This is a genomic window from Bradyrhizobium sp. KB893862 SZCCT0404 (assembly GCF_018130885.1).
Taxonomy (GTDB): Bacteria; Pseudomonadota; Alphaproteobacteria; order Rhizobiales; family Xanthobacteraceae; genus Bradyrhizobium; species Bradyrhizobium stylosanthis.
Genome location: NZ_JAFCLT010000009.1, coordinates 290,714 through 316,099 on the forward strand (window position 1 = coordinate 290,714; position 25,386 = coordinate 316,099).

The 25,386-nt window shown below is 65.0% G+C and carries 25 protein-coding genes; 12 read left to right on the forward strand and 13 right to left on the reverse strand.

Annotated elements, in window-relative coordinates:
• Positions 1 to 34 precede the first annotated feature (34 nt).
• On the reverse strand, positions 35 to 457 hold the full coding sequence (locus JQ617_RS31175) for a hypothetical protein (RefSeq protein WP_212029648.1): 423 nt from the start codon (positions 455 to 457) through the stop codon (positions 35 to 37).
• 251 nt (positions 458 to 708) lie between these two features.
• Positions 709 to 1,308 carry a nuclear transport factor 2 family protein gene (locus JQ617_RS31180; RefSeq protein ID WP_212029649.1) on the reverse strand — a complete coding sequence of 200 codons (600 nt, stop codon included), beginning with the start codon at positions 1,306 to 1,308 and terminating at the stop codon, positions 709 to 711.
• Positions 1,309 to 1,491: 183 nt separating this feature from the next.
• Between JQ617_RS31180 and JQ617_RS31185 the strand changes: the two genes are divergently transcribed.
• Positions 1,492 to 2,349 (forward strand): TonB family protein, encoded by an 858-nt coding sequence (locus JQ617_RS31185; RefSeq protein ID WP_212029650.1) that lies wholly within the window; start codon positions 1,492 to 1,494, stop codon positions 2,347 to 2,349.
• Positions 2,350 to 2,428: 79 nt separating this feature from the next.
• Here JQ617_RS31185 and JQ617_RS31190 read toward each other — a convergent pair whose 3' ends face one another.
• The gene (locus JQ617_RS31190; protein WP_063686891.1) at positions 2,429 to 3,235 is read right to left on the reverse strand and encodes a response regulator; all 807 of its coding nucleotides are present in this window, start codon (positions 3,233 to 3,235) and stop codon (positions 2,429 to 2,431) included.
• Positions 3,236 to 3,452: 217 nt separating this feature from the next.
• On the opposite strand from JQ617_RS31190, the gene JQ617_RS31195 reads away from it, so the two are divergent.
• Positions 3,453 to 3,686 (forward strand): NepR family anti-sigma factor, encoded by a 234-nt coding sequence (locus JQ617_RS31195; RefSeq protein ID WP_063687764.1) that lies wholly within the window; start codon positions 3,453 to 3,455, stop codon positions 3,684 to 3,686.
• Positions 3,686 to 4,234, forward strand: a complete 549-nt coding sequence (locus JQ617_RS31200) for a sigma-70 family RNA polymerase sigma factor (protein ID WP_018646832.1) — start codon at positions 3,686 to 3,688, stop codon at positions 4,232 to 4,234. The genes JQ617_RS31195 and JQ617_RS31200 overlap by 1 nt, the downstream gene beginning before the upstream one ends.
• A gap of 123 nt (positions 4,235 to 4,357) precedes the next feature.
• On the opposite strand, the gene JQ617_RS31205 is transcribed toward JQ617_RS31200, so the two are convergent.
• From JQ617_RS31205 to JQ617_RS31240, 8 genes are all read right to left on the reverse strand, one after another.
• On the reverse strand, positions 4,358 to 5,065 hold the full coding sequence (locus JQ617_RS31205; RefSeq protein WP_212029651.1) for a nitroreductase: 708 nt from the start codon (positions 5,063 to 5,065) through the stop codon (positions 4,358 to 4,360).
• Positions 5,066 to 5,203: 138 nt separating this feature from the next.
• A complete protein-coding gene (locus tag JQ617_RS31210) occupies positions 5,204 to 6,451 on the reverse strand; it encodes an acyl-CoA dehydrogenase (RefSeq protein WP_212029652.1) in 1,248 nt (415 codons plus the stop codon).
• Positions 6,452 to 6,589: 138 nt separating this feature from the next.
• A complete protein-coding gene (locus JQ617_RS31215; protein WP_212029653.1) occupies positions 6,590 to 7,834 on the reverse strand; it encodes an acyl-CoA dehydrogenase in 1,245 nt (414 codons plus the stop codon).
• 140 nt (positions 7,835 to 7,974) lie between these two features.
• A complete protein-coding gene (locus tag JQ617_RS31220; RefSeq protein WP_212029654.1) occupies positions 7,975 to 9,102 on the reverse strand; it encodes an acyl-CoA dehydrogenase family protein in 1,128 nt (375 codons plus the stop codon).
• Between the two features lie 112 nt (positions 9,103 to 9,214).
• Positions 9,215 to 11,086, reverse strand: a complete 1,872-nt coding sequence (locus JQ617_RS31225; RefSeq protein ID WP_212029655.1) for an AMP-binding protein — start codon at positions 11,084 to 11,086, stop codon at positions 9,215 to 9,217.
• 43 nt (positions 11,087 to 11,129) lie between these two features.
• A complete protein-coding gene (locus JQ617_RS31230; RefSeq protein ID WP_212029656.1) occupies positions 11,130 to 11,936 on the reverse strand; it encodes an enoyl-CoA hydratase/isomerase family protein in 807 nt (268 codons plus the stop codon).
• 189 nt (positions 11,937 to 12,125) lie between these two features.
• Complete coding sequence (locus JQ617_RS31235; protein WP_212029657.1) at positions 12,126 to 12,884, reverse strand: SDR family NAD(P)-dependent oxidoreductase; 759 nt, start codon at positions 12,882 to 12,884, stop codon at positions 12,126 to 12,128.
• Between the two features lie 54 nt (positions 12,885 to 12,938).
• A complete protein-coding gene (locus tag JQ617_RS31240; protein WP_063686876.1) occupies positions 12,939 to 13,541 on the reverse strand; it encodes a TetR family transcriptional regulator in 603 nt (200 codons plus the stop codon).
• Between the two features lie 204 nt (positions 13,542 to 13,745).
• Here JQ617_RS31240 and JQ617_RS31245 point away from each other — a divergent pair, with 204 nt between their 5' ends.
• Entirely contained in the window at positions 13,746 to 14,918 is a 1,173-nt protein-coding gene (locus tag JQ617_RS31245) for an acetyl-CoA C-acetyltransferase (RefSeq protein WP_212029658.1), read from the forward strand.
• Between the two features lie 195 nt (positions 14,919 to 15,113).
• Entirely contained in the window at positions 15,114 to 16,658 is a 1,545-nt protein-coding gene (locus JQ617_RS31250; protein WP_212029659.1) for an acyl-CoA synthetase, read from the forward strand.
• A gap of 153 nt (positions 16,659 to 16,811) precedes the next feature.
• Here the strand turns inward: JQ617_RS31250 and JQ617_RS31255 are convergent, their stop codons facing one another.
• Positions 16,812 to 17,354 carry a methylated-DNA--[protein]-cysteine S-methyltransferase gene (locus JQ617_RS31255; RefSeq protein WP_212029660.1) on the reverse strand — a complete coding sequence of 181 codons (543 nt, stop codon included), beginning with the start codon at positions 17,352 to 17,354 and terminating at the stop codon, positions 16,812 to 16,814.
• Between the two features lie 136 nt (positions 17,355 to 17,490).
• Between JQ617_RS31255 and JQ617_RS31260 the strand changes: the two genes are divergently transcribed.
• Together JQ617_RS31260 and JQ617_RS31265 are read left to right on the forward strand one after the other, a co-directional pair.
• Complete coding sequence (locus tag JQ617_RS31260; RefSeq protein ID WP_212029661.1) at positions 17,491 to 18,309, forward strand: alpha/beta fold hydrolase; 819 nt, start codon at positions 17,491 to 17,493, stop codon at positions 18,307 to 18,309.
• Between the two features lie 2 nt (positions 18,310 to 18,311).
• On the forward strand, positions 18,312 to 19,124 hold the full coding sequence (locus JQ617_RS31265) for an alpha/beta fold hydrolase (RefSeq protein WP_212029662.1): 813 nt from the start codon (positions 18,312 to 18,314) through the stop codon (positions 19,122 to 19,124).
• A gap of 168 nt (positions 19,125 to 19,292) precedes the next feature.
• Here the strand turns inward: JQ617_RS31265 and JQ617_RS31270 are convergent, their stop codons facing one another.
• On the reverse strand, positions 19,293 to 19,748 hold the full coding sequence (locus tag JQ617_RS31270; protein ID WP_212029663.1) for a carboxymuconolactone decarboxylase family protein: 456 nt from the start codon (positions 19,746 to 19,748) through the stop codon (positions 19,293 to 19,295).
• Between the two features lie 98 nt (positions 19,749 to 19,846).
• Here JQ617_RS31270 and JQ617_RS31275 point away from each other — a divergent pair, with 98 nt between their 5' ends.
• The 5 genes from JQ617_RS31275 to JQ617_RS31295 all read left to right on the forward strand — a co-directional run bounded on the left by JQ617_RS31275 (position 19,847) and on the right by JQ617_RS31295 (position 25,371).
• Positions 19,847 to 20,716, forward strand: coding sequence for a sigma-70 family RNA polymerase sigma factor (locus tag JQ617_RS31275; RefSeq protein ID WP_212029664.1), 870 nt, complete (start codon positions 19,847 to 19,849; stop codon positions 20,714 to 20,716).
• Between the two features lie 86 nt (positions 20,717 to 20,802).
• Positions 20,803 to 22,053, forward strand: coding sequence for a M20/M25/M40 family metallo-hydrolase (locus JQ617_RS31280; protein WP_212029665.1), 1,251 nt, complete (start codon positions 20,803 to 20,805; stop codon positions 22,051 to 22,053).
• A gap of 188 nt (positions 22,054 to 22,241) precedes the next feature.
• Entirely contained in the window at positions 22,242 to 22,919 is a 678-nt protein-coding gene (locus JQ617_RS31285) for a GntR family transcriptional regulator (protein ID WP_212029666.1), read from the forward strand.
• Positions 22,920 to 23,093: 174 nt separating this feature from the next.
• The gene (locus tag JQ617_RS31290) at positions 23,094 to 23,894 is read left to right on the forward strand and encodes a phytanoyl-CoA dioxygenase family protein (RefSeq protein ID WP_063686857.1); all 801 of its coding nucleotides are present in this window, start codon (positions 23,094 to 23,096) and stop codon (positions 23,892 to 23,894) included.
• Positions 23,895 to 24,057: 163 nt separating this feature from the next.
• On the forward strand, positions 24,058 to 25,371 hold the full coding sequence (locus tag JQ617_RS31295) for an NAD(P)H-dependent oxidoreductase (RefSeq protein WP_212029667.1): 1,314 nt from the start codon (positions 24,058 to 24,060) through the stop codon (positions 25,369 to 25,371).
• Positions 25,372 to 25,386 lie beyond the last annotated feature (15 nt).

A 25,386-nucleotide genomic window follows, 5' to 3' on the forward strand; every position in this document is an offset into this window, starting at 1 on the left:
GGCAGAGGCGGTCCCGTCCAAGGGCGATGGGCGATCAGGTCACGCAGCGACCGGGCTGAAGCAGCTTGGCGACCTCGGTCAGGGAGCTGACCATCGGCTCGCAGGCGATCGTCGGCTTGTTGCGGCCCTGCGGCTTCTTCTGGTTCTGGAGCACCAGCGGCGGCTTGGCGTTGCCGGTCTCGATTACGGCGGGGACGCGCAGCAGCACGGACGTATTGGCAAGGTCGTTCAGCCGCATCGACACGGTGCGGGTGGGAACCGCGGCCGGCTTGATGTCGGTGATCCGGTCGGCCTTGCCGGCCCGGTTGATATTGTGGGCCGGCTTGTCGGCGGCGACCGCCTGCCAGCGGTCGGCCAGATCATGACCGGAGGCCAATTGCACGGCGCCCACCTGGACGGCGCCGAGCGTCGCGGCAATCGCGACGGCACCCAAAAATACCTTTTGAATCTGTGACATGGCTGTCGACCCCTCGCCCCATGGCGATCGCGGGAACAACGCGGGCCTAGGACCGGGGGTTCTCGGGAGTCACGATCACTTAACCGTGTGCGAAACGGCGGGGCGCCCATGCAAAAAATTTCGAAACCGCCTGGAACGACTCCCGTGCCTGGGAGTCGTCTCAACAGCCGGCTATTCCCCCCTGCCCCATAAGCCGGCGACGTAGGGCGCGACTGTGGTGATGCCAGTCGCGCCTTACTTTTGTCTGCAGCTCACTTCGCCTTGCCCGCCAGCCACTCCCGCCCTTCGCCATAGAGCTTCTCGACCTCGGGCCCGGTCAGGCCCGGCATGTCGCGCTTCACCTTGTAGCCGATCAGCTCCTGCATGTAGGCGAGGTGGCGATAGCCTTCGGGCAGCGCGGCGAGCGCTTTCTGGTCGAGCTGCAGCGTCGCGGCGGGATCGACCGGGTCGATGCGGTCCTTCTCGTAGATCGGCTGGCGGCGGACGATGCCCCAGGTCCCCTGCCGCTTCTCCAGGAAGTCGTAGAAGCGCCCGGTGCAGACGACGTCGCAGAGCACGTCGTGCACCAAAGCGCGCTGCGAGATCGTCATCTTGGTCTGGGCGATGGCGCGCGCCCCCGCGAGATCAATGCTGGTGCCGCCGAGGAAATGCAGGATACGCACGCCCCTGGCAAAACCCTCCTGGCTGACACGCATGAAATCCCGCGCGGGCCCCTGAAACCAGGTGGCGGACATCCAGCCTTCTTCGTGCCAGACCGTGGCAAAGCGCTCCCAATCGCCGGCGTCGCGCCACACCGCCCAGTTCTCGACGAGGTCGCGGATGGCGAGGCGGTCGAGCAGTTGCTGGTCCATGGTACGTCTCTCCCGGCGGCTTGAGGCTGCGATGGATGTCATCGGCCCGACGTATCAACGGGGCAATGAGGTTTGCGTCAAGCGCCCGATGCTCGGCGGCCGCTTGAATTGCCCACAGCGAGAGAAGCGCGATACGAGCAGCGCGCCTTGCAATCAACCAGACCGCGATTAATATCCGCAACGATGCAGATGAAATTCCCCTTGCTGGCCGCGCTTCTCGGATTGCTGGCGGCTTTTCCCGCACATGCGCAGACAGATGCGCAAAGCGAAAGTGCCCAAGCCTGGAAGGCAAAGCTGTCGGCCCACATCGCCAGGAGCAGGGTATTTCCAGCTGAGGCAATGGGGCAAACCGGTGAGGCCAAGGTAGGCTTCGTCATCGACCGGTCCGGCAAATTGGTCTCGCGGGCATTGGCTGCGAGCACCGGCTCGCGACCGCTCGACGCTGCTGCTCTGGAAATCGTCGCCCGCGCCCAACCGTTTCCGCGGCCGCCTTTGGAGCTGAAGGAAGAGACTTTCTATTTCGTGGTGCCGATCGTCTTCAATGGCCGTCAATTCCAGGTGCCGACCAACGGGCTCGTCCTGAGCACGCCGGCTTCCGGCTTCGCAGAGTCCGAGGCTATTGCTGCATGGCGCAAGGCGGTCACCGAACATGTCAGGCGCAATATAAAATTTCCTCCGACGGCGATCGGCCAGAGAGGCGATGCCGGCGTCATTTTCGTGGTCGACCGTGCGGGAAAGCTGATCTCGAACGCATTTTTGGAAACCTCAGGCATCGCGCCGCTCGATGCAGAGGCGCTCGCCATGGTCGAGCGATCCGTGCCATTCCCGAAACCTCCCGCCGACGCGAAAGACGATCTGCAGAGAGTGATCATCCTCATAACTTTCGACGGGACGCAGCGCCCCTGGACGGGGCCGTCGCCGGAAAGCGAAAAATTTCTCAAGTCCTGGATCGAGGACCAGGCCAAGCTCAACGCGAAATCTCCAACGCCAAGCGACGCCAAGCTCAATTCCATGCTTCGCAGCATCTGCCGCGGCTGCTGAGGCAAAGCATCACTCTTCGCCACATACAAAGACGGCGCGCCTTGCGACGCGCCGTCTTGTCGTTGAATCCGGGCTTTCCTTACGCCGCCGGCACCTTCGGGGCGCGGTTGCGCGAGTTGCGCTGGAAGAACAGGGCCTGGCTCGCTACCGCCGACACCATCGCGGGCTGGAACGGCTTTGAGATCAGGAACGCCGGTTCGGGACGCTCGCCGGTGAGGAAGCGCTCCGGATAGGCAGTGATGAACACCACGGGGACCTCGAAGGTACGCAGCAATTCGTTGACGGCATCGAGCCCCGACGAGCCGTCGGCGAGCTGGATGTCGGCAAGGATCAGGCCCGGCCGCTTGTTCTTGGCCAGCGCCACGGCATCGGCATGGGTGCGGGCGACGCCGACGACATTGTGGCCGAGATTCTTCACCAGGCTCTCGAGGTCCATGGCGATGAAGGTCTCGTCCTCGATGATCAGCACGTCGGTGGCGATCTCGGCCGCCATCTCGCGTCCCGCGGCATCCGCAAGCCGCCGTGTCTCGCCGACATCGGTGCCGAGGATATAGGCGACCTCTTCCTCCGAGAATCCCTCGAGCGAGAGCAGCAGGAAAGCTTGCCGCGGCAGCGGCGTGATGTTCGACAGGCGCCGTTCGGGCGGCATCGGCAGGGTGGCCACCTCGGCGTCGTCGTTGACGGAGACCGAATTCCAGATCTGGGTGAACAGCCGGAACAGGCCCGCGCGCGGTCCGTGGCTTTCGTCGAGCACTGACGGATCGCCCAGCATGGCTTCCAGCATGGCGGCAACATAGGCGTCGCCGGAGGCCTGGCTGCCTGTCAGGGCACGTGCATACCGGCGCAACAACGGCAAATGTTCAGCAACGAGCTGTGAACGGGACATCCCCACTCCATTCATCTTCGGGCCGACCTTAGAGAACAGGTACGAGGGGCGGCCCGGGTTCCCCTGCTGGGCTGATTACGCCGCAGGACAAGAAAAGTTCCGCTCCAGGGGGAACTTTTTGTCGAACCTGGAATTGTGCCTATCCAGGGAACGGCTCCCGGTTGAGAAAACTTCTCGATTTTACAGTAACTTAACTCGGGGAAACGTGGAACAGGTCATGAAAGATCTCAAGTCTCAAGCCAGCAAAAGCACGACCCCCGGCAAGGGAGGCCTCACTCCGGAGATTCAGTCCCGGATCGGCCATCAACTGCGCGCGATGTACGACGACGTCGTGCGGCAGGGGGTTCCGGACCGGTTCGCGGAACTGATCAAGAAGCTTGATGCGCCGGGAGGCGCACCCCAAGTGCAAACTGATGGGGGCTCCAATGACAACAACAATGGGAGGGATTAATGCCTCTCACGGAATCCCTGCGTAACGACATCCTTGCGGCCGTGCCAAGTCTGCGCGCGTTCGCGATCTCGCTCAGCGGCAATGCCGACCGGGCCGACGATCTGGTTCAGGAAACGCTGTTGCGCGCGCTCGCCAACATCGATTCCTTCCAGCCCGGTTCAAACCTGCCGGCGTGGCTGTTCACGATCCTGCGCAATTTGTTCCGCTCCGACTATCGCAAGCGGCGGCGCGAGGTCGAGGACGCCGAGGGCAATTATGCGAAGACGCTGAAGACGCAGCCCTCGCAGAATGCGCATCTCGAGTTCGAGGAGTTTCGCGGCGCGCTCGAGAAGCTCCCGCAAGACCAGCGCGAGGCCTTGATTCTGGTCGGCGCCTCCGGCTTCTCTTATGAGGATGCCGCCTCGATCTGCGGCTGTGCGGTCGGCACGATCAAGAGCCGCGTCAATCGCGCGCGCTCGAAGCTCGCCGCGCTGCTCTATGTCGACGGCGCCGAAGATTTCGGCCCCGACGAGACGGTGCGCGCCGTGATCGGCGGCAGCGGCGGATAGCGACAGGGTCAACCGGACCTGAACACGACAAAGGCGGCCGTTTCCGCGGCCGCCTTTGCGTGTCTCTCGTACGTGTTTGCCGGCGCGCCTGAAGCCCGACGGGGCCAGCCTTACGTCACGCGATCAGTCCTCGGCGAATGTCACGGTGTCGGCCACGCCCGCGCGCGAGGTGCGGTAGCTGTTGACCTTGTGCGCATGGTCCGCATAGCCGAACGAGATGCCGCAGACGACGCGGCGGTCGTCGGGCAGATTGAAATGGCGGCGGATCAGGCCGGAGTGGCGCGCCAGCGCCGCCTGCGGAATCGTGCCGAGCCCGAGCGCCTGGGCGGCCAGCATGAAATTGGAGACATAGGCGCCGCAATCGATCGCGCCGTAGATGCCGAGCGGCTCGTTGGTGTGGATGACGGCAATATGCGGCGCGCCGAAGAAATTGTAATTCTCCAGCGCCTGTTTTGCATAGGCCATCTTGTCGCCGCGCGCGATGCCCAGCGTGTTGTAGAGCTGGAAACCGCTCTCGCGGCGGCGTTCGAGATAGACCCCGACATATTCGCGCGGCGGGGTGAAATCGTAGTCGTCACCGAGCCCGCCTGACGCTTCCTTGTAGATCGCCTTGCGGAAGCGCTCCTTGGCCTCGCCGCTGGCGATGATGACCTGCCAGGGCTGGCTGTTGCACCAGGACGCCGTGCGCTGCGCGGTGGTCAGCACATGCTCGATGGTGGCGCGGTCGACCTCCTTCGGGAGGAAGGCGCGGACCGAGTAGCGCTCGTTGAGCAGCTCTTCGAGCACGCCGATGCGGTCTTCGGTGGAATGGCTGGGCGATTTCGCGTCCATGATGTGCTCTCTTCGTTGTCATTCCGGGGCGCGCATCGCGCGAACCCGGAATCTCGAGGTTATCTAACTCATCTCTGGATTCTCAGGTGCGCAATTGCGCACCATAGTTCGCCGCTGCGCGGCGCCCCGGAATGACGGCTAGCTGCGCCCCTTGGTCGGGATCTTGTTGTACGGCACATCCTTGTCGACGCGGATGTCGCCGGGCAATCCCAGCACGCGCTCGGCGATGATGTTGCGCAGGATCTCGTCGGTGCCGCCGGCGATGCGCATCGAGGGCGAGGACAGCAGCATCTGCTGGAACTGGCCCTGCACCGTCTCCTCGTCATTGCCGGTGAGAACGCCGGCTGCGCCCTGCAGATCCATCGCGTAGGTCGCGATATCCTGCAGCATCATGCCGGAGACCAGCTTGCCGATCGAATTCTCCGGACCCGGCCGTTCGCCCTTCGACAGCGCCGAGATGGTGCGGTAGCTGGTGTATTTCAGCCCGCTCGATTTCGCCGCCCAGCTCGCAAGCTTCGAGCGCACGGCGGGATCGTCGATCGCGAGGCCGTCTTCCAGCATCAGATCGGAGCAGAACTCGAACATCTCGGGGACGCCGGTTGCGAGCCGCGCCCCGATCGACATACGCTCGTTCATCAGCGTCGTCAGCGACACGCTCCAGCCTTCCCCGACCGCGCCAAGCCGCTGGCTGTCGGGAATGACGACGTCGGTGAAGTAGACCTCGTTGAACTCCTGCATGCCGTTGGCCTGCCTGATCGGACGGACCTCGACACCCGGGCTCTTCATGTCCAGGAAGAACATGGTGAGGCCCTTGTGCTTGGGCACGTTCGGATCGGTGCGCGCGATCAGGAGGCCATAGTCGGAATAGTGCGCGCCCGAGGTCCAGATCTTCTGGCCGTTGACGATCCAGTTGTCGCCCTTCCTCTCCGCGCGCGTGCGCAGGCCTGCGACGTCGGAGCCGGCGGAAGGCTCGGAGAACAGCTGGCACCAGATCTCCTCGCCCGAGGCGAGCTTCGGCAAGTACCGGCGCTTTGCATCCTCGCTGCCGAAGGCCATCACGGTCGGGCCGCACATGCCCTCGCCGATCTGGAACGGCTGCGTCAGCTTGCCGTAGACACCTTCTTCCTGCTGCCAGATCACCTTCTCGATCGGCGTCGCGCCACGCCCGCCATACTCCTTCGGCCAGTGCAGGCAGGCCCAGTTGCCTTCGAACTTCTTCTTCTGCCAGGCCTTGCCGACATCGACGATGTCGTGCTTGGCAAGCCGGATGCGGCCGAGCGAGGATTTCGACAGCTCGGCGTGCAACTCCTTCGGCGCGTTGGCCTCGACCCATTGGCGCGCGGTCTGGCGGAATGCGGCTTCCTGCGGGGTGTCGTCGAAATTCATCTTCGAACTCTCCTCTCTCGTGCCCCGGACGCTGCGCAGCGCGAAGCGGTGCGCTGCAGAGCCGGGGCCTATTTGCGGCGTCTGGGTCCCGGCTCTGCGGAGCGGTACTTCGTATCGCACCGCGTCCGGGACACGAGCTCATCTTCCCTTCGTCGGGATCTTGTTGAACGGCACGTCCTTGTCGACACGGATATCGCCGGGCAGGCCCAGCACCCGCTCGGCGATGATGTTGCGCATGATCTCGTCGGTGCCGCCTTCGACGCGCGTGCCGGGCGCGCGCAGCAGCATCGCCTGGAAGCGGCCCGCGAGCTCGGCATCCTCCGGACCGCTGACGACGCCGGCGGCCCCCTGCAGATCGAGCGCGTAGGTCGCGACGTCCTGGATCATGGAGCCCGCCACCAGCTTGCCGATGGAATTTTCCGGACCCGGGCGCTCACCCCGCGACAGCGCGGAGATCGCGCGCATGCTGGTGTATTTCAGCCCGCTTGCCTTCACCGCCCAGTTGGCGAGCTTCGAGCGCACCGCGCGATCCTCGATCGCCGGACCGTCGTCGAGCATCAGGCTGGAGCAATACTCGAACAATTCCGGGAAACCGGTCGAGACGGCCGCGCCGATCGCGCTGCGCTCGTTCATCAGCGTGGTCAGCGAGACGTTCCAGCCGTCGCCGACCTCGCCGAGCCGCTGGTGGTCGGGAATGCGGACATTGGTGAAATAGACCTCGTTGAAGTCGGAGGCCCCGCTCGCCTGCTTGATCGGCCGCACCTCGACCCCAGGGCTCTTCATGTCCAGGAAGAACATGGTGAGGCCCTTGTGCTTGGGCACGGTCGGATCGGTGCGGGTGAGCAGGATGCCGTAGTCGGAATAATGCGCGCCCGAGGTCCAGATCTTCTGGCCGTTGATGATCCAGTCGTCGCCATCCTTTTCCGCACGCGTGCGCAGGCCCGCAACGTCGGAGCCGCCAGCGGGCTCGGAGAACAGCTGGCACCAGACCTTCTCGCCGGAGGCGAGCGGCGGCAGGTACGTGCGCTTATGCTCCTCGCGCGCGAACGCCATCATGGTCGGCCCGCACATGCCGTGACCGATGATGAACATGCGGGAGAGCTGGCCGAACGGCCCTTCTTCCTGCTGCCAGATCACGCGCTCGATCGGCGAGGAGCCGCGCCCGCCATACTCCTTCGGCCAGTGCAGGCAGGCCCAGCCGGCATCGGCCTTTTTCTTCTGCCAGGCCTTTGCGACCTCGAGAATGTTGGCGTTCTTGAGCACGGTGCGGCCGAGCGAGGATTTGCGCAGCTCCTCCTCGTATTGCTTGGGCGCGTTAGCGCCGATCCAGGCGCGGGCGGTGGCGCGGAATTCGGCTTCCTGCGGGGTGTCGTCGAAGTTCATCTGTTTTCTCTCGGTTCGTTCCCCGGACGCTGCGCAGCACGAAGTGATGCGCTGCAGATCCGGGGTCCATTACGGCCCTGAGTCCCGGCTCTGCGAAGCGGCACTACGCGCCGCATCGCGTCCGGGACACGCACATCGGCTTAAGCCGCGTTCTTCTTCCGCATCCGGTCGATCAGCTGGTCTTCCCAATAGGACAGGCTACCCAAGCCCAGCGCCATCGCATTGGCGCGGCGGTAGTACATGTGGCAGTCGAACTCCCAGGTGAAGCCCATGCCGCCGTGAACCTGGATGTTGTTCTTGGCGCAGTGCTGGAACGCCTGCGTCGCGCTGATGCGCGCGGCGGCGGCGGCTTCCGGCAGCTCGGCCGCGTTCGTCGAGAGCGCCCATGCGCCGTAATAGCTGTTGGAGCGCGCCAGCGTCGCCGAGACATACATGTCGGCGAGCATGTGCTTCACGGCCTGGAACGAACCGATCTGACGCCCGAAGGCGATGCGATCGAGCGCGTAATCGCGGCCCATCTCCAGCGCGCGGTCGGAGCCGCCGACCTGCTCGAAGGCGCACAGCACCGCGGCGCGGTCGAGCACCTGAGTCAAGATGCTCCAGCCTTCGCCGGCCGCACCGAGCGGCTCGGCCTTGGCATCCTTGAAGGTGATCTCGGCCTGTCCGCGGGTCGGATCGAGATTGGTGAGGCTCTTCACCTCGACGCCACCAGCCTTGAGGTCGACCAGGAACAGCGAGATGTCGCTGTCGCGCCCGCTCGATCCGGTGCGTGCCGCGACCACCGCGAAGTCGGCGACGGCACCATCTGCGACCGGCTTCTTGACGCCGTTGAGCACGCCGTTCGCAGCCGTGAGCTTGACGTTCTTCGGCGACGGATTGCCCTTGCCCTCGAACAGCGCCAGCGTGCCGATCGCATCGCCCGAGGCGATGGCCGGCAACCATTTCTTCTTCTGCGCCTCGCTGCCGGCAATCAGCAGCGCTTCGGCGGCGAGATAGACGGTCGAGGAGAACGGCACCGGCGCGTTGGCCCGGCCCATTTCCTCCGCGATCACGCAGAGCTCGAGATGACCGGCACCGGCGCCGCCGAATTCCTCGGGGATGGCAACGCCGAGAAAGCCCATCTCGGCAAGCCCCTTCCACAGCTCCTTGTCGTAAGGCGCCTTGCCGTCGAGCACGACGCGGACCGCCTTGGGCGAGCATTTTTCAGCGAGGAATTTGCGCGCCTGGTCGCGGAGCTGTTTCTGATCGTCGGAGAAATCGAAGTTCATGGCGGGCTATCCCTGCTATTGCTGTTCTGGTGGATGGGTGGAGCGAAGCGATACCCATCAATTGTCTGACTAGGGCGATGGGTTTCGCTGCGCTCTACCCATCCTACGGTGTTCATCGCAGCACGATCACATCCTGATCCGGCTTGTCGGCATAGAGCCGCTCGACCAGCGCCGCGCGACGTTCGAGGCCGGCGCGCTGGTTGATGTAGCCCTTGTCGGTGAGCTCGTTGCCGTCGATCGAGGGCGGTTCGACCATCAGCATGGCGCGCGCGATGATGCGGCTGCTGGCGCCTTCGCATTCCCGGTTATGAGCCTCCAACCCGCGCCTGAAGCAGGCGAGCACATCAGGATGCTTCACGGCGTCCTCGAAACTCAGATCGGGATTGCCGACGAGCTGGCGGCAGGCGTGCAGATTGGGCCACGCCAGCAGGCCGATGAAGGCGCGGTCCTGTCCCGCGACCAGCGCGTCATGCACGACGGGCGTTGCGGCTGCAATCGTATCGGTGCGCAGCGAGCCGACATGGACGAAGGTTCCGGTGGTCAGCTTGAAGTCCTCGACCACGCGTCCGGCAAAGATGATGCCCTTCACCGGATCGGCATCGTCGACGAAAATGCCGGCATCGCCAATGCAGTAGAAGCCCTCCTCGTCGAACATCTTCTTCGTCAGCTCCGCCTGGCCGAAATAGCCGGGCGTGACGTTGACGCCGCGCAAGCGCAGCTCGTACTTCGAGCCGCACGGCACCATCTTCAGCTCGACGCCGGGGAACGGCAGGCCGATGAGGCCGACGCGCTCGGTGTCCCAATAGGTGCCGGTCGAGGTCGGTGCGGTCTCGGTCGAACCCCAGCCGGTGTAGAACACGATGCGCTCGCCTGTGGTCTTCACCGCCAGCGCCTGCATGCGATCGTAGAGATCGTCAGGCAGTCGCGCGCCGCCATAGGCCATGATCGACAGATTCTTGAAGAACGAGCGGCACAGCGCGTCGTCCTTCTCCATCGCAGCCGCGAGCGCGGCATAGCCGGCGGGAACGTTGGCGTAATAGGTCGGCGAGATCTCGCGCAGGTTCCGCAGAGTCTCCTCGAACTGGCCCGGCATCGGCCTGCCGTCGTCGATATAGAGCGTCCCGCCGTCGACCAGGACGGGATGGAACGCGGCATTGCCGCCCATGGTGTGGTTCCACGGCATCCAGTCCAGCATCGTTGAAATGGGGCCGTCGGGCGAGCGCGGCCGCACCTGCATCATCATTGCCGCATTGGCGCACATCATTGCTTGCGTGTTGATGACGGCCTTGGGCATGCCGGTCGAGCCGGACGTGAACAGCAGCTTGCCGACGGTGTCGGGCGTGATCTTCGCGATCGATGCGTCGACGTCCTTCGTCACCGGCGTTGCCGCGAGCTCGGCGAAGCTGACGCTCTTGATACCGTCGCAGGGCCGCGCGACGTGAACCACGGTGACACCGGTGAGATCGAGCGCTTTCAGCGCCTTCTCGAAGGTCGGGCCGTCCTGCACCATCACCACGGCTGGCTTGATCAGGTCGAACAGATATTTCAGCTTGACGTGATCGTGGCTCATCAACGAGTAGGCCGGCGACACCGGTGCGGCGGGCGAGCGCGCCTGCATCGCGGCCTGCGTCATCAGCGCATGCTCGATCGAATTGCCGGAGAGGATCGTGACCGGGCGTCCGTCGAGTCCGAGATTGAGCAGGCCTTGCGTCAGCGCATCCACGGTGCGCTTGGCTTCACCATAGGAGACCTTGCGCCATTCGCGGTTTGGGCCGCCGCGCTGCGCGAGCCAGACGCGCTCGGGCGCTTCCTTCGCCCATTTCGCCAGCGACGCCGGGATGTGCGTCTCGTAGGCTTGCAGCGGAATGCGCGACTTCAGCACCACCGTCCCGTCGGCACGGCGCTCGACGTCGATGTCGCGCGCGAGCCACTCGACCTTGCGAAAGGCGGGCTTCGTCATGACTGCCGCCGCGCTCCCACTCATTTTGCGTCTCCCGGAATTTTTTGTCCTTTGCGGATCTTCGTGTTCAGCGCCTGATATAGACAGGCTTTCGCTTCTCAAGGAAGGCCCTGATGCCCTCCGAAAATTCCTCGGAGCGGCTGCACAGGACCTGGTTGCGGTCCTCCATCGCGATCGCAGCTTCCAGCGATCCGGCATCGACGCTCATGTTGAGACATTCCTTCGACAGCCGCAGCCCGACGGGAGAGGCCGTCATCATCGCATCGACATAAGGCTCGGCCGCCGCATCGAGCTTGTCTTCGTCGACGACCTCGGAGACGAGCCCGACCGCAAGCGCGCGCTCGGCATTGATGAAGCGCCCGGTGAGGATCAGTTCGGAGGCCACGGAGACGCCGACGAGGCGCGGCAGGAAATAGCTGGTGCCGATGTCGCAGCCGCCGAGGCCAAGCTTGATGAAGGCGCAGTTCATCCGCGCCGATTTCGTAGCGATGCGGATGTCCGAGGCCAGCGCCAGCGCGAAGCCGCCGCCGGCCGCGGCGCCCTGCACCAGAGACAGGATCGGTTGCGGACACCGGCGCATCAGCATCACGATGTCGGCGATGCGGCGCTGCGAGTCCAGGGACTCCGTGACGCCGGGCGGCTCTTGTTGACCCGCATGGCGCGCCATCGCGGCCTTGAGATCGAGGCCGGCGCAAAAATTCTTGCCGGCGCCCCTGAGCACCACCACGCGCGTGTCGCGGTTGCGCTGCAGGCCCTGGAAATAGACATTGAGCGCGTCGATCAGCGCGGGATCGAGCGCGTTGAGGCTGTCGGGCCGGTTGAGCGTCACCCGGTCGACGCCGTCGTTATGCTCGATCAGCAGCGGTTGGGACATGGGGCGCTCCTGAGTACCGCTGATCGCGGTGCCAATTGCTGCGCCCTCTCCCCTTGCGGGAGAGGGCATGCACATCGTTAGCCAAGAACTCGCTTGGGTGAGGGGTCTATCTCCACAGATGAGATCGCGGAGAGAACCCCTCATCCGGCGCTTCGCGCCACCTTCTCCCGCAAGGGGAGAAGAGAGCGCCTACCGCGGCGCCATGCGGATGGCGCCATCGAGACGGATGGTCTCGCCGTTGAGCATCGCGTTCTCGACGATGTGCACGGCGAGCGCGCCGTATTCCTTGGCGTCGCCGAGGCGCGAGGGATGCGGCACCTGGGCGCCAAGGCTCTTGCGGGCCTCCTCGTTCAATCCCATCAGCAGCGGCGTGAAGAACAGGCCGGGCGCGATGGTGTTGACGCGGATCTTCTGGCTGGAGAGGTCGCGCGCGGCCGGCAGGGTCAGACCGACGACGCCGCCCTTCGACGCCGAATAGGCGATCTGGCCGATCTGGCCTTCATAGGCGGCGACCGAGGCGGTGTTGATGATGACGCCGCGCTCTTCACCGACCGGCTCGATGGTGACGAGGCGCTCGGCGAACAGACGCAGGCAGTTGAAGGTGCCGATCAAATTGACATTGATGATGCGTGCGAACTTCTCGAGCGGATAGACGCCGTCGCGGCCGACGATGCGCTGCGAGCCGCCGATGCCGGCGCAGTTCATCAGCACGCGGGCCACGCCGTGCGCGGCTTCCGCCTTGGCGATCGCCGCCTTGATCTGCTCCTCGCTGGTGACGTCGGCATGCAGCGCGACGCCCTTCACCTCGGCGGCGACCTTCTCCGCGTTCTCCTTGTCCTGGTCGATCACGCCGATTTTGGCGCCCTTGGCCGCCATGGCGCGGGCGGTGGCCTCACCGAGGCCCGAACCACCACCGGTGATGAGAACGGCTACGTCTTTCAATTCCATCGCTTCGACCTTTCCTTGGGCGTTTCTTCTCTAGACTTGAGAGTGATGGCCGGATTATCCGGCCGCGATGGCTTCCCCGGCTTGCGTGAGGATGCCGCCGCAGATCAGCGTTTCCATGTGCTTAATGTATTGCCGGCAGACTTCGTCGGTGACCGGGCCGACGCCGGTCGCGCGGGACATCGCGTGCCGGCCGAAAAACAGATGATCGCAGGCGCCGATCAGGCTTGTGTAGAACAGCACCGGATCGGTCTTGCGGAATTCGCCGCGGCTGACGCCTTCCGCGAGCAGGCGGCGGTGGAAATCCAAGAGCGGCGCGACGAAGAACTTCGAGACTTCATCGGCGGAGCCGGCGCTGGTTTCGTGCAGGAGATAGTGGATCAGCCGGTTCATATAGGGGAACCGGTGATAGGCGCGGATGATGCCGGCGATGTGCAGCTTCAACTTCGCCGTCGAGGTAATCGGCTGCGCCAGCAGATATTCGAGATTGGACATCTCGGTCGCGGCATCGCGCGCGAGCAGCGCCAGCAGGAGGCCGTCCTTGTTGCCGAAATGATATTTGACCAGCGCGGCATTGGCGCCGGACTTCTGGGCGATGTCGGACAGCGAGATCTCGATCGAGGAGCGTTCGATCATCAGCTCGCTCGCGGCCACGAGCAATTTCTCTGCCGTGGAATTTTTTCCGCTGGGGAGTCTGGTCGGTACGCTGGTAGCCACGGAAATCCCTGTTTGGCCGCATGAAGCGGGGCGCAGATAAGCCCAAGCAGCGCCTCATCACAAGAGTTAATTGATCGATTGACTAAACGATATCCCACCCCTTAAATCCGCCCCGACAACTTCAGAACAATCATGGGAGAGACCGAAATGGCCGAGGCTTACATCGTCGCCGCTGCGCGTACCGCCGGCGGGCGCAAGGGGGGCCGCCTCGCCGGCTGGCATCCGGCCGATCTCGCCGCGAAGGTGCTGGACGAGCTGGTCGACCGCACCAAGGTCGATCCCGCCATGGTCGAGGACGTGATCATGGGCTGCGTGATGCAGGTCGGCGAGCAGTCGAACAACGTCGCGCGCAACGCGATCATGGCCTCGAAGCTGCCGGAGAGCGTGCCGGGAACCTCGATCGACCGTCAGTGCGGTTCCTCGCAGCAGGCGCTGCACTTCGCGGCGCAGGCCGTGATGTCCGGCGCGATGGACGTCGTGATCGCCGCAGGCGTGGAGTCGATGACGCGCGTACCGATGGGCCTGTCCTCGCAGCTCGCCGCCAAGAACGGTTTTGGCCACTACAAGAGCCCCGGCATCGAGGCGAGATATCCCAACATCGTGTTCAGCCAGTTCACCGGCGCCGAGATGATGGCCGAGAAGTACGGCCTGTCGAAGGATGATCTCGACGAATACTCTTTCAACAGCCATCAGCGCGCCATCGCTGCGACGCAGGCCGGCCACTTCAAGAAGGAGATCGTGCCGCTCGAGATCACCCGCGCCGACGGCTCCAAGGATACCCACCACATCGACGAAGGCATCCGCTTCGATGCCACGCTCGACGGCATCAAGGGCGTCAAGCTGATCGCCGAGAACGGCAAGCTCACCGCGGCCAGCGCCAGCCAGATCTGCGACGGCGCCTCCGGCGTCATGGTGGTGAACGAGAAGGGCCTCAAGCAGCTCGGCGTCAAGCCGCTGGCGCGCATCCATCACATGACCATGACGGGCGGCGATCCCGTGATCATGCTCGACGCCCCGCTGCATGCCACCAAGCGCGCGCTGGAGAAGGCGGGCATGAAGATCGACGACATCGACCTGTTCGAGGTCAACGAAGCCTTCGCTTCGGTCCCGACCGGCTGGCTCAAGACCACCGGCGCGGATCCCGCGCGTCTCAACGTCAACGGCGGCGCCATCGCGCTCGGCCATCCGCTCGGCGGCTCCGGCACCAAGCTGATGACGACGCTGGTCCACGCCCTGCACCAGCGCGGCAAGCGCTACGGCCTGCAGACCATGTGCGAAGGCGGCGGCATGGCCAACGTGACGATCGTGGAGCGGCTGTAAAGCCGAGACGTTGCCACACAAGCGGTGTCGTCCCGGACAAGCGCGCCTAAAGCGCGCGCCGATCCGGGACCCATAACCACAGGAGTCCGTGGTTATGCTGCGCCGGAGCCCCATCTCGTTTCAACAGTCGAGGCCTGTGGTTATGGATCCCGGCCTTCGCCGGGATGACACCATTTTTGTTGCGAGATCTCGACCATGACCCACCCCTCCATCTACGCCAAAACCACGCCCGACAAGATCGCCTACCGCATGGCCGGGACCGGCAAGGCCATCACCTATCGCGAGCTCGACGAGCTCTCGAACCAGGGCGCGCAGCTGTTCCGCTCGCTGGGGCTGAAGGCCGGCGACCACATCGCGTTGCTGATGGAAAACCGCCTCGCTTTCATGGAGCTCTGCTGGGCGGCACAAAGGAGCGGGCTCTATTACACCGCGATCAGCCGCTATCTGAAGCAGGACGAGATCGACTACATCATCGGCGATTGCGGCGCCAAGGTCGTGATCACGACCCCGAAATGCGCCGACCAGATCAAAACCCTGATCAAGGGCGCGCCGGGCGAGCCGATCTTCTACATGATGGACGAGCCGCTGCCCGGCTTCCGCTCCTACGACAAGGAAGCCGCCGCGCAGCCGGTAACGCCGATCGCGGACGAGGTCGCCGGCTACGACATGCTGTATTCGTCGGGTACCACCGGCCGTCCCAAGGGCATCAAGAAGGCGTTCGAAGGCAACGCCATCGACGTGCCGAACGCGTTCCTGCGCGTGCTCTGCGCCGACATGTGCGGCATGAATGCGGAGAGCACGTACCTGTCGCCGGCGCCGCTCTATCACGCCGCTCCCTTGCGCTTCAACATGATGGCGGTCGTGCTCGGCGGCACCTCTGTTATCATGGAGCATTTCGACGCCGAGGAATTTTTGAAGCTGGTCGAGACGTACAAGGTCACGCAGTCGCAGCTCGTGCCGACCATGTTCGTGCGCATGCTGAAGCTGCCGGACGAAGTCCGCACCAAATACAATGTCTCGACGCTAAAAGGCGCGATCCACGCCGCCGCGCCCTGCCCGGTCGACGTGAAGGCCAAGATGATCGAATGGTGGGGACCGATCCTGATCGAGTATTACGCGGGCTCGGAAGGCAACGGCGTCACCGTCTGCAACTCGCAGCAATGGCTGGAGCACCGCGGCAGCGTCGGCCGCGCCGTGGTCGGCAAGATCAAGATCCTGGACGAGAACGACGAGGAGCAACCGACAGGCGAGATCGGCACGGTCTACTTCGCCGACGCGCCCGCCTTCACCTATCACAACGATCCCGAGAAGACGAAGAAGGCCTACAACGCCAAAGGCTGGTCGACGCTCGGCGACGTCGGCTATCTCGACAAGGACGGCTTCCTGTTCCTCACCGACCGCAAGTCCTACATGATCATCTCCGGCGGCGTGAACATCTATCCGCAGGAGACCGAGGACGTACTGATCACGCACCCCGAGGTCGCCGACGTCGCCGTGTTCGGCGTGCCGAACGAGGAGATGGGCGAAGAGGTGAAGGCCGTGGTGCAGCCGCACGACATGAAGCGCGCCGGCAAGGAGCTGGAGGCTGATCTCATCGCCTACTGCAAGACGCGTCTCTCGGCGATCAAGTGCCCGCGCTCGATCGATTTCGAAGCCGAGCTGCCGCGCACGCCCACGGGCAAGCTGGTGAAGCGGCATCTGCGCGACAAATATTGGCCGAAGGTGGCGGCGAAGATCTAGGGGAAGTCTCGTGTCCCGGACGCGGTGCAGATCCGTAGGATGGGTAGAGCGAAAGCGAAACCCATCGTCTCCCCTCATTGCGGAAGCATGATGGGTTTCGCTGCGCTCTACCCATCCTACAATTTCTGCGTCCGGGGCACGAGACCTTGAACCTCAATCAAACAGACTCGGCGTGTGGTTCACCAGCGCGCCTTCGATCTCGAGCATCTTCAGCTTCGTCACTACGCCGCCATTGGCCGAGAAGCCGCCGGGCTTGTTGCCGGCCGCCAGCACGCGGTGGCAGGGCACGACGATCGGGCACGGGTTGCGGCCGAGCGCCTGGCCGACGTCGCGCGAGAGCTGGACGCCGCCAAGCTGCTTGGCGATGTCGCCATAGGTGACGGTCCTGCCGGGCGGAATGGCGCGGGCGATCGCGTAGACGCCGCGGTTGAACTCGGGCACGCCGTCGAGATCGAGCTCGATATCGGTGAGGTCGTCAGGCTCGCCCGCAAGCAGCTTTGTCATGCGGTCGATCGCCTGCTGCACCTCAGCAGTCGGCTCGGCTTCGGTGGCCTCGGCATGGCGCTGGGTGATGCGGGTACGGATCTTCTGCTCGCCGCCCATCGGCAGTTGCGTGCCGTTGATGCCGCGCGGGCCCCAGGCGATGGCGCAGAGGCCGATCCTGGTGTCGAACAGGGCAAAATGCTGGTCGGTCATGGCTTGGTTCCTGGCTTGCTTCTCGTGCAGGCCCCCATTGTGTTCTCGGCCTAAATCTAGGCTTGGAAATAGTTGCGATCCACCCGGTTTCCGGGAATCTTGCACAGGAGTTCCGCCCCTTGCCTGCGAGCCCAGAATGCAAAGCCTCCACGTCAACGGATACGACATGCCCTATCTCGACGTGGGCGAAGACAACGGGCGCCCGCCGCTGGTCTGCGTGCATGGATCGCTGAACGACTTCCGCGTCTGGGGCTGCGTGCTCGGCCCGCTGACGCAGCGGCACCGCCTGATTGCGGTCAGCCTGCGGCACTTTTTCCCGGAGCAATGGGACGGCGTCGGTGACACCTATTCGATCGCCCAGCATGTCGACGACGTCATCGCCTTCGTCGAGAAGCTCGACCTCGGCCCGGTCGATTTGATGGGTCATTCCCGCGGCGGGCACATCTGCTTCCGCGTGGGGCAGCGGCGGCCCGACCTGCTTCGGCGGCTGATCCTGGCCGAGCCCGGCGGCGAACTCGATGCCAGTCTCGACCCTGACTATGTCGGCGGCCCCTCGCCGCTGCTGGCGCGGTTCACGGCTTCGGCCGAGAAGATCGCGGCCGGCGATGTCGATGGCGGCCTCGCCGTCTTCGTCGACACGCTGGAAGGCGCCGGCACCTGGCCGCGGCTGCCGGCGCTGGTCAAGCAGAATCTTCGCGACAATGCCTATACCCTGATCGGACAGGTCCGCGACAACCGCCCGCCCTTCTCCAAGGCCGATGCGGAATCCATCAAGATGCCGACATTGTTCATCCTGGGCGCGCGGACCAAGGGCCTGCTGCCAAAGGTGCTGCACGCGCTGGCCGCGCATGTGCCCTATTCCAAGACGGCGATCATCCCGAACGCGACCCATCCGATGTTCGAGCAGGCGCCGCAAAAATACTCCGAACTGGTTCTCGACTTTCTGGCGAGCTGATCATGCAGAGCTTTCACGTCAACGGTTACGACATGGCTTATCTCGAAGTCGGCGAGGGCCATCCGCTGGTCTGCGTGCACGGCACGCTCGGGGATTTCCGCACCTGGTATTCGGTGCTCGGCCCGCTCTCGAAGAACCATCGCGTGATCTCGGTCAGCCTGCGGCATTTCTTTCCCGAGCATTGGGACGCCGTCGGCGACGACTACAAGATGGCGCAGCACGTCGCCGACACGATTGCCTTCATCGAGCAGGTCCAGCCCGGACCGGTCGACCTGATGGGTCATTCGCGCGGCGGGCATATCGCATTCCGCGTCGCGCAGGCGCGGCCCGATCTCCTGCGCAAGCTGGTGCTCGCTGAGCCCGGCGGCGATCTCGATGCCAGCCTACCGCTGCCGGAAGGCACACCCGCGCATCCGCCGCTCGCCGCGAAGACGATACGCTCGGTCGAGATGCTCCGCGCCGGCGACCTCGAAGGCGCGCTGCAGAATTTTTACGAGGGCATCGAAGGCGACGGCTCCTGGCGGCGCGTGCCGGCCGCGGCCAAGCAACAGCTGCGCGACAACGCACTCACATTCCTGGGCCAAATCAACGAGCAGCGCCGGCCTTTCACGCTCGGCGACACGCAGGCGATCAGGACCCCGACGCTGCTGATCGGCGGCGGCGCCACCACCGGCAGCCTGTCGGTGATGTGGCGCGTGCTGGCCGCGCATATCGCGGGAGCCGAGACGGCTGTGATCGCGAATGCCGGACACTGGATGTTCGAGCAGGCGCCACTGGAATACGGCGAGGTGGTGAGCAGGTTTCTGGCGGAGTAGGTCTCCTCCTTCTCCCCTTGCGGGAGAAGGAGGCGCGAAGCGCCGGATGAGGGGTTCTATCCGCGATCATATCTGCAAATGAATTTGCGGAGAAATACCCCTCACCCAAGTGAGTTCGTATCTACCAGCGGTGCTGCCCTCTCCCGCAAGGGGAGAGGGCACAGAAACTCACACCTTCCACACGCCCACTGGCATCTTGATAGTCGCGTTCAGCCGGTTCCACACGTTGATCACTGCGATCGAGAGGATCAGCGTTGCCAGCTCGCGCTCGTCGAAATGCTTGTCGGCCTCGTTCCAGATCGCGTCCGGCACCGGGTCCTCGCGATCGGCGAGGCGCGTGACGGCTTCGGTCAGCGCCAGCGCGGCGCGCTCGGCGTCCGTGAAATAGGGCGCATCGCGCCAGGCCGACACGGCGAACAGGCGCTCGTCGGTCTCGCCGAGCTTGCGGGCGATCTTGGGATGCATGTCGACACAGACGCTGCAGCCATTGATCTGGCTGGCGCGCAGGTGCACCAGTTCCAGGAGCTTTTCCGACAGGCCCTGCTTGGTCAGGCTGCCGAGAGACTGCAGGACATTCATGGCCTCGGGCAGGACCATGACAGGGTGATTCATGCGGGCGTGCATTTTTTCGTCTCCATCGTTCGAATCTCGAAGGTTCCGGTCACATCGGCCGGATTGGCTTCGTCATGGGCATGACGGATCGCGATGAGGGAATGTGACCGATGACCGAAGAAAATCTTGACGAGAATTTTCTCAGCCGCCAGTTCGAGGCCAGCAGGGACCATCTGCGTGCGGTCGCCTATCGGATGCTGGGGTCGGGCGCCGAGGTGGACGATGCCGTGCAGGAGGCCTGGCTGCGGGTCAGCCGCTACGACATGTCCGACGTCGCGAATCTACGCGGCTGGCTGACCACCGTGGTCGCGCGCATCTGCCTCGACATGCTGCGCGCGCGGAAATCGCGCCGCGAGGACCCGATGGGCCCGCACGTGCCCGAGCCGGTCGACGAGACGCGCGAGCGCGAGGCGGAGATGGCCGATTCCGTCGGCGCGGCGCTGCTGGTCGTGCTGGAGACCCTGCAGCCGGCCGAGCGGCTCGCCTTCGTGCTGCACGACATGTTCGCTGTGCCATTCGAGGAGATCGCGCCGATCGTGGGACGCTCGGTCGATGCTTCGCGCCAGCTGGCCAGCCGTGCGCGGCGGCGCGTGCAGGGCGCCCCGGTGCCCGACGCAAACCTGTCGCACCAGCGCAAGATCGTCGATGCGTTCCTCAGGGCTTCGCGCGAGGGCGATTTCGAGGGCCTGCTCGCCCTGCTCGATCCCGACGTCGTATTCCGCGCCGACGACGCCGCGGTGCGGCTCGGCACGCTGCCGGAGATCCGCGGCGCCGATTCGGTCGCGCAGCTCTACAAGGGCCGCGCCCAGGCCGCGCGCACGGCAATGGTGGATGGCGAGATGGGCGTTGCCGTCATCCTCGGCGGACAGTTGCGGATCGCGCTGCGCGTCGCTTTCAACGGCGACCGGATCGCGGCAATCGAGGCGGTGGCCGATATGGAGGCGATCGCCGCGATGGAGGTGGCGGTGCTGGAGCGCTAGGCCGGCGTGGTATCGCGCCGTTCCGGGTGCTAGGCTTTCCGCACAATCGCGCGGTGCCGCCGCTCAAGACGCGAAAGGACATTTCGATGAAAACCCGCTTCATTCCCCTGCTCGCCGTGCTCGCTCTCGTTGCCGGCAGCACCCATGCGCTCGCGGCCGCCGACGAGAAGCTGAAGGCCGCGGCCGAGCAGGAGAAGGCGCCGCTGATCGAGACCTTGCGCGACATGGTGATGATCGAGAGCGGCAGCAGCGACGTCGAGGGCCTGAAGAAGATGGCCGACTTCACCGAAGGACGCCTGAAGGCGCTCGGCGCGGCCACGGAGCGGCGCAAGACCACGGCCGGCGTCGGCGCCGACATGGTGATCGCGACGTTCAAGGGCTCGGGCACGCGCAAGCTGATGCTGATCGCGCATATGGACACGGTCTATCAGCGCGGCATCCTCGCCAGCGAGCCGTATCATGTCGATGGCACCAAGATTTTCGGACCCGGCGTCGCCGACGACAAGGGCGGCATCGCCGTGGTGCTGCACGCACTCAAGATCCTCAAGGACGCCGGCTGGAAGGACTACGCCACGCTCACCGTGTCGCTCAATCCGGACGAGGAGGTCGGCTCGATCGGCTCGGGCGAGATCATCGCCGAACTCGCCGACCAGCACGACGTCGTGCTCTCCTGCGAGCCGACGGCGGCCTCGCCTCCGGCCAAAAACGACTCGCTGCTCTTGGGGGCCAGCGGTACCGCGACGGGCATCATGAAGGTGAAGGGCCGCGCGTCGCATGCCGGCGCGGCCCCCGATCGCGGCCGCAACGCGCTGATCGAGCTCTCGCATCAACTGCTCCAGACGCAGGACGTCGCCAAGTCGATCCCGGGCACCCAGCTCAATTGGACGACGGCGAAGGCCGGCACGGTGCGCAATCAGATTCCGGAAGATGCCGAGGCCGGCGCCGACATCCGTCTCACCATCCCTGATGGCATCGCCAAGCTGCAGGCGGCAATCGACGCGAAGCTGAAGACCAGGCTCGTGCCCGACACCGAGACGACCGTGAATATCGTGGCGGGACGACCGCCCTTCGTCGCGAGCGATCGCGGCCGCGCGCTGGCGCAGGAGGGACAGGCGATCTATGCCGAGATCGACCGCAAGCTCGACATCGTCGAGATGACCGGCGGCGCCACCGACGCCGGCTATGCCAATCGCAGCGGCAAGGCGATCGTGGTCGAAAGCTTCGGCCTTGCCGGCTTCGGCTATCACGCCCGCGACGAGTTCATCGACACCAACTCGATCGTGCCCCGGCTTTACCTGATGAGCCGGATGCTGATCGAGCAGGGCAAGAAGAAGTAGCGCCGGGGCGAGCCGGGACCTTTGCTCGAAAACAACCCCATGCACAGTAGACCGCCCCTAACGATATCAATAACTTAGTTTTGCGGAACCGGGACGGCTGGCGCGGCCTCGGGCCGTGCTTGACGCCCTGCCCCTACCGCAGTAGTTTCGAATACGGAATTCCGTATTCCCTCTTCGGAGCTGCCGGCGTGATACCCCTCGACCCGCTTCCGAACCTGATCGACCAGGTCTATGCGCGCATCCTGGAGGCGATCTCCGATCGCACGCTGCAGCCCGGCCAGCGCATCCGGCAGAACGAGCTTGCCGACAAGCTCGGCGTGTCGCGCCAGCCGGTGTCGCATGCACTGCATCTGCTGCACCGGCAGGGCCTTGTTGCCGAGAGCGGCAAGCGCGGCTTCGAGGTGACCCAGCTCGATCCCTCGCGCATCCGCCAGCTCTACGAGGTGCGCGGCGCGATCGATGCGCTCGCGGCACAGCTCGCCGCCATGCGCGCCGGCAAGGACGCGGCGGGACGCGCGCGGCTGGAGGCGGCGCTCGCCGCCGGATGCGGCATCGACCGCAAGACGTCGCTTGCCGAACTCATCGCGCTCGACGTCGAATTCCACCGCGCGATCTACCATCTCGCCGGCAATCCCGTGATCGAGGAAACGATCTCGCCGCAATGGCCGCATATGCGCCGCTCGATGGCGACCGTGTTGTCGGAGCTCGACTATCGCGATAGCGCCTGGGCCGAGCATGCCGACATTGCCGGACACATTCTCAGCGGTGACGCGAAGGCGGCCGAGCGCGCGGCGCTGGCGCATGCGCAGACGGCGGGACGGATGACCGAGGAGAGATTGAGGGCGAGCGACGAGGCGGCGGCGTAGCGATTTGCGCGCACACCGTCATGCCCGGGCATGGACGTTCGAGGAGCGGCGTCGCTTCCGCTAGCCTATGCCCGGGCATCCACGTCCTTCACGCGTGGAGCAAAGACGTGGATGGCCGGGTCAAGCCCGGCCATGACGGCCGAGAAAAACGACAAAACAACAGGAGGACGACCCATGAAACTGTCTCAGGAGCAATTGGAGTTCTTCCACCGCGAGGGTTGGCTGTTCCTGCCCGAGCTGTTCAGCCAGGAGGAGGTCGATTTGCTCGCGCGCGAGGCGGTCGGCATCTACGACGCCAACCGGCCGGAGGTATGGCGCGAGAAGAGCGGCGCGCCGCGCACGGCCTTTGCCGCGCATCTCTACAATGAGGCGTTCGGTATTCTCGGCGCGCATCCGCGCATGATCGACCCGGTCGAGCAATTGTTCGGCGAGCCGGTCTACATGCACCAGTTCAAGATCAACGCGAAATCGGCCTTCACCGGCGACGTCTGGCAGTGGCACCAGGATTACGGCACCTGGAAGCGCGACGACGGCATGCCGGAGCCGCGGGCAATGAACATCGCGATCTTCCTCGACGAGGTGATGCCGATCAACGGCCCCCTGATGCTGGTGCCGCGCAGCCAGAATGCCGGCGATCTCGAAGCCTCGCATGACCTCGCCACCACCTCCTATCCGCTGTGGACGCTGGACGAGGACACGGTGACGCGCCTCGTCAAGCAGGGCGGCATCGTCGCGCCCACCGGCAAGCCCGGCGGCATGCTGATGTTCCACGGCAATCTCGTCCATGGCTCGGCCGGCAACATCACGCCCTTCCCGCGCAAGATCGTGTACCTGACGCTGAACGCGGTCTCGAACTACATCCGCACCCCGACACGGCCGGACTACATCGCGCATCGCGATTTCGCGCCGATCAAGACGGTGGACGACGATGCGCTGGTGCGGCTGGCACGGGCACCGCGGCAGGCGGCGGAGTAAACAGGTCTCGTGCCCCGGACGCAGCGCAGCGTCCCTTCGACGATGCGCTGCAGAGCCGGGGCCCATGCGATACGGATAATTTTCTTTCTGGGTCCCGGCTCTGCGAAGCAGCGTTGCACGCTGCATCGCGTCCGGGACACGATCATTACCAGGACAATCCCCCATGAATCTCTTCCGCCTCCTCCAGGCCCGCGCGTCCGCCGGCAAACCCGTTCGCGTGGCACTGATCGGCGCGGGCAAATTCGGCTCGATGTTCCTCGCACAGGTGCCTCACACGCCGGGGCTGCAGGTGCCCATCATCGTCGACATCGACCGCGCGCGCGCGCGCGAGGCCTGCCGGACCGTCGGCTGGAGCGCCGAGCAGATCGCCAAAACCGTGTTCACCGACGACGGGGCGCGCGCCATCGCCGGCGGCGCCATGGACGTGGTGGTGGAGGCGACCGGCAATCCCGCCGTCGGCATCCGCCATGCGCGCGCCGCGATCGCGGCGGGCAAGCATGTCGTGATGGTCAATGTCGAGGCCGACGTGCTGGCGGGCCCGCTGCTCGCCGAGGAGGCGCGCAAAGCCGGCGTGGTCTATTCGCTCGCCTATGGCGACCAGCCGGCATTGACCGCGGAAATGGTCGACTGGGCCCGCGCCACCGGTTTCCGCGTGGTTGCCGCCGGCAAGGGCACCAAATACCTGCCGGCCTATCACGACGTGACGCCCGACGGCGTCTGGCAGCATTACGGCCTGACCGCGGGCGAAGCGCAGTCGGCCGGCATGAACCCGCAGATGTTCAACTCCTTCCTCGACGGCACCAAATCGGCGATCGAGATGGCCGCGATCGCCAACGCCTGCGGGCTCGACGTGCCCGCGGAAGGCCTGCTGTTTCCGCCCTGCGGCGTCGACGATCTGCCGCACATCATGCGCCCGCGTTCGCGCGGCGGCGTGCTGGAGCGGTCCGGCGTGGTGGAAGTGGTCTCCTCGCTGGAGCGCGACGGACGGCCGGTGTTCCGCGATCTCCGCTGGGGCGTCTATGTCGTGCTGGAGGCGCCGAACGACTACGCCGCCGACTGCTTCAGGCAATACGGCCTGAAGACCGACGCGAGCGGACGCTTCGCCGCGATGTACAAGCCCTATCATCTGATCGGGCTGGAGCTGAACATCTCGATCCTGTCGGCCGCGCTGCGCGGCGAGCCGACCGGCCAGCCCTACGGCTTCCGCGGCGACGTCGCCGCCGTTGCCAAGCGCAACCTTCGCGCCGGCGAGATGCTCGACGGCGAAGGCGGCTACACCGTGTGGGGCAAGCTGGTGCCGGCGGCCGCGAGCCTGAAAGCGAGCGCGCTGCCGATCGGCCTCGCGCACCACCTCAAGCTGAAGCACGACGTCGCCCATGGCGAGATCGTGCGCTGGAGCGACGTCGAGTTCGACGCCAACAACGAGACGATCAAAACAAGGAAGGCGATGGAGGCAGCGTTCGCGAAGGAAGGGTAGGTGAACCCACGATCA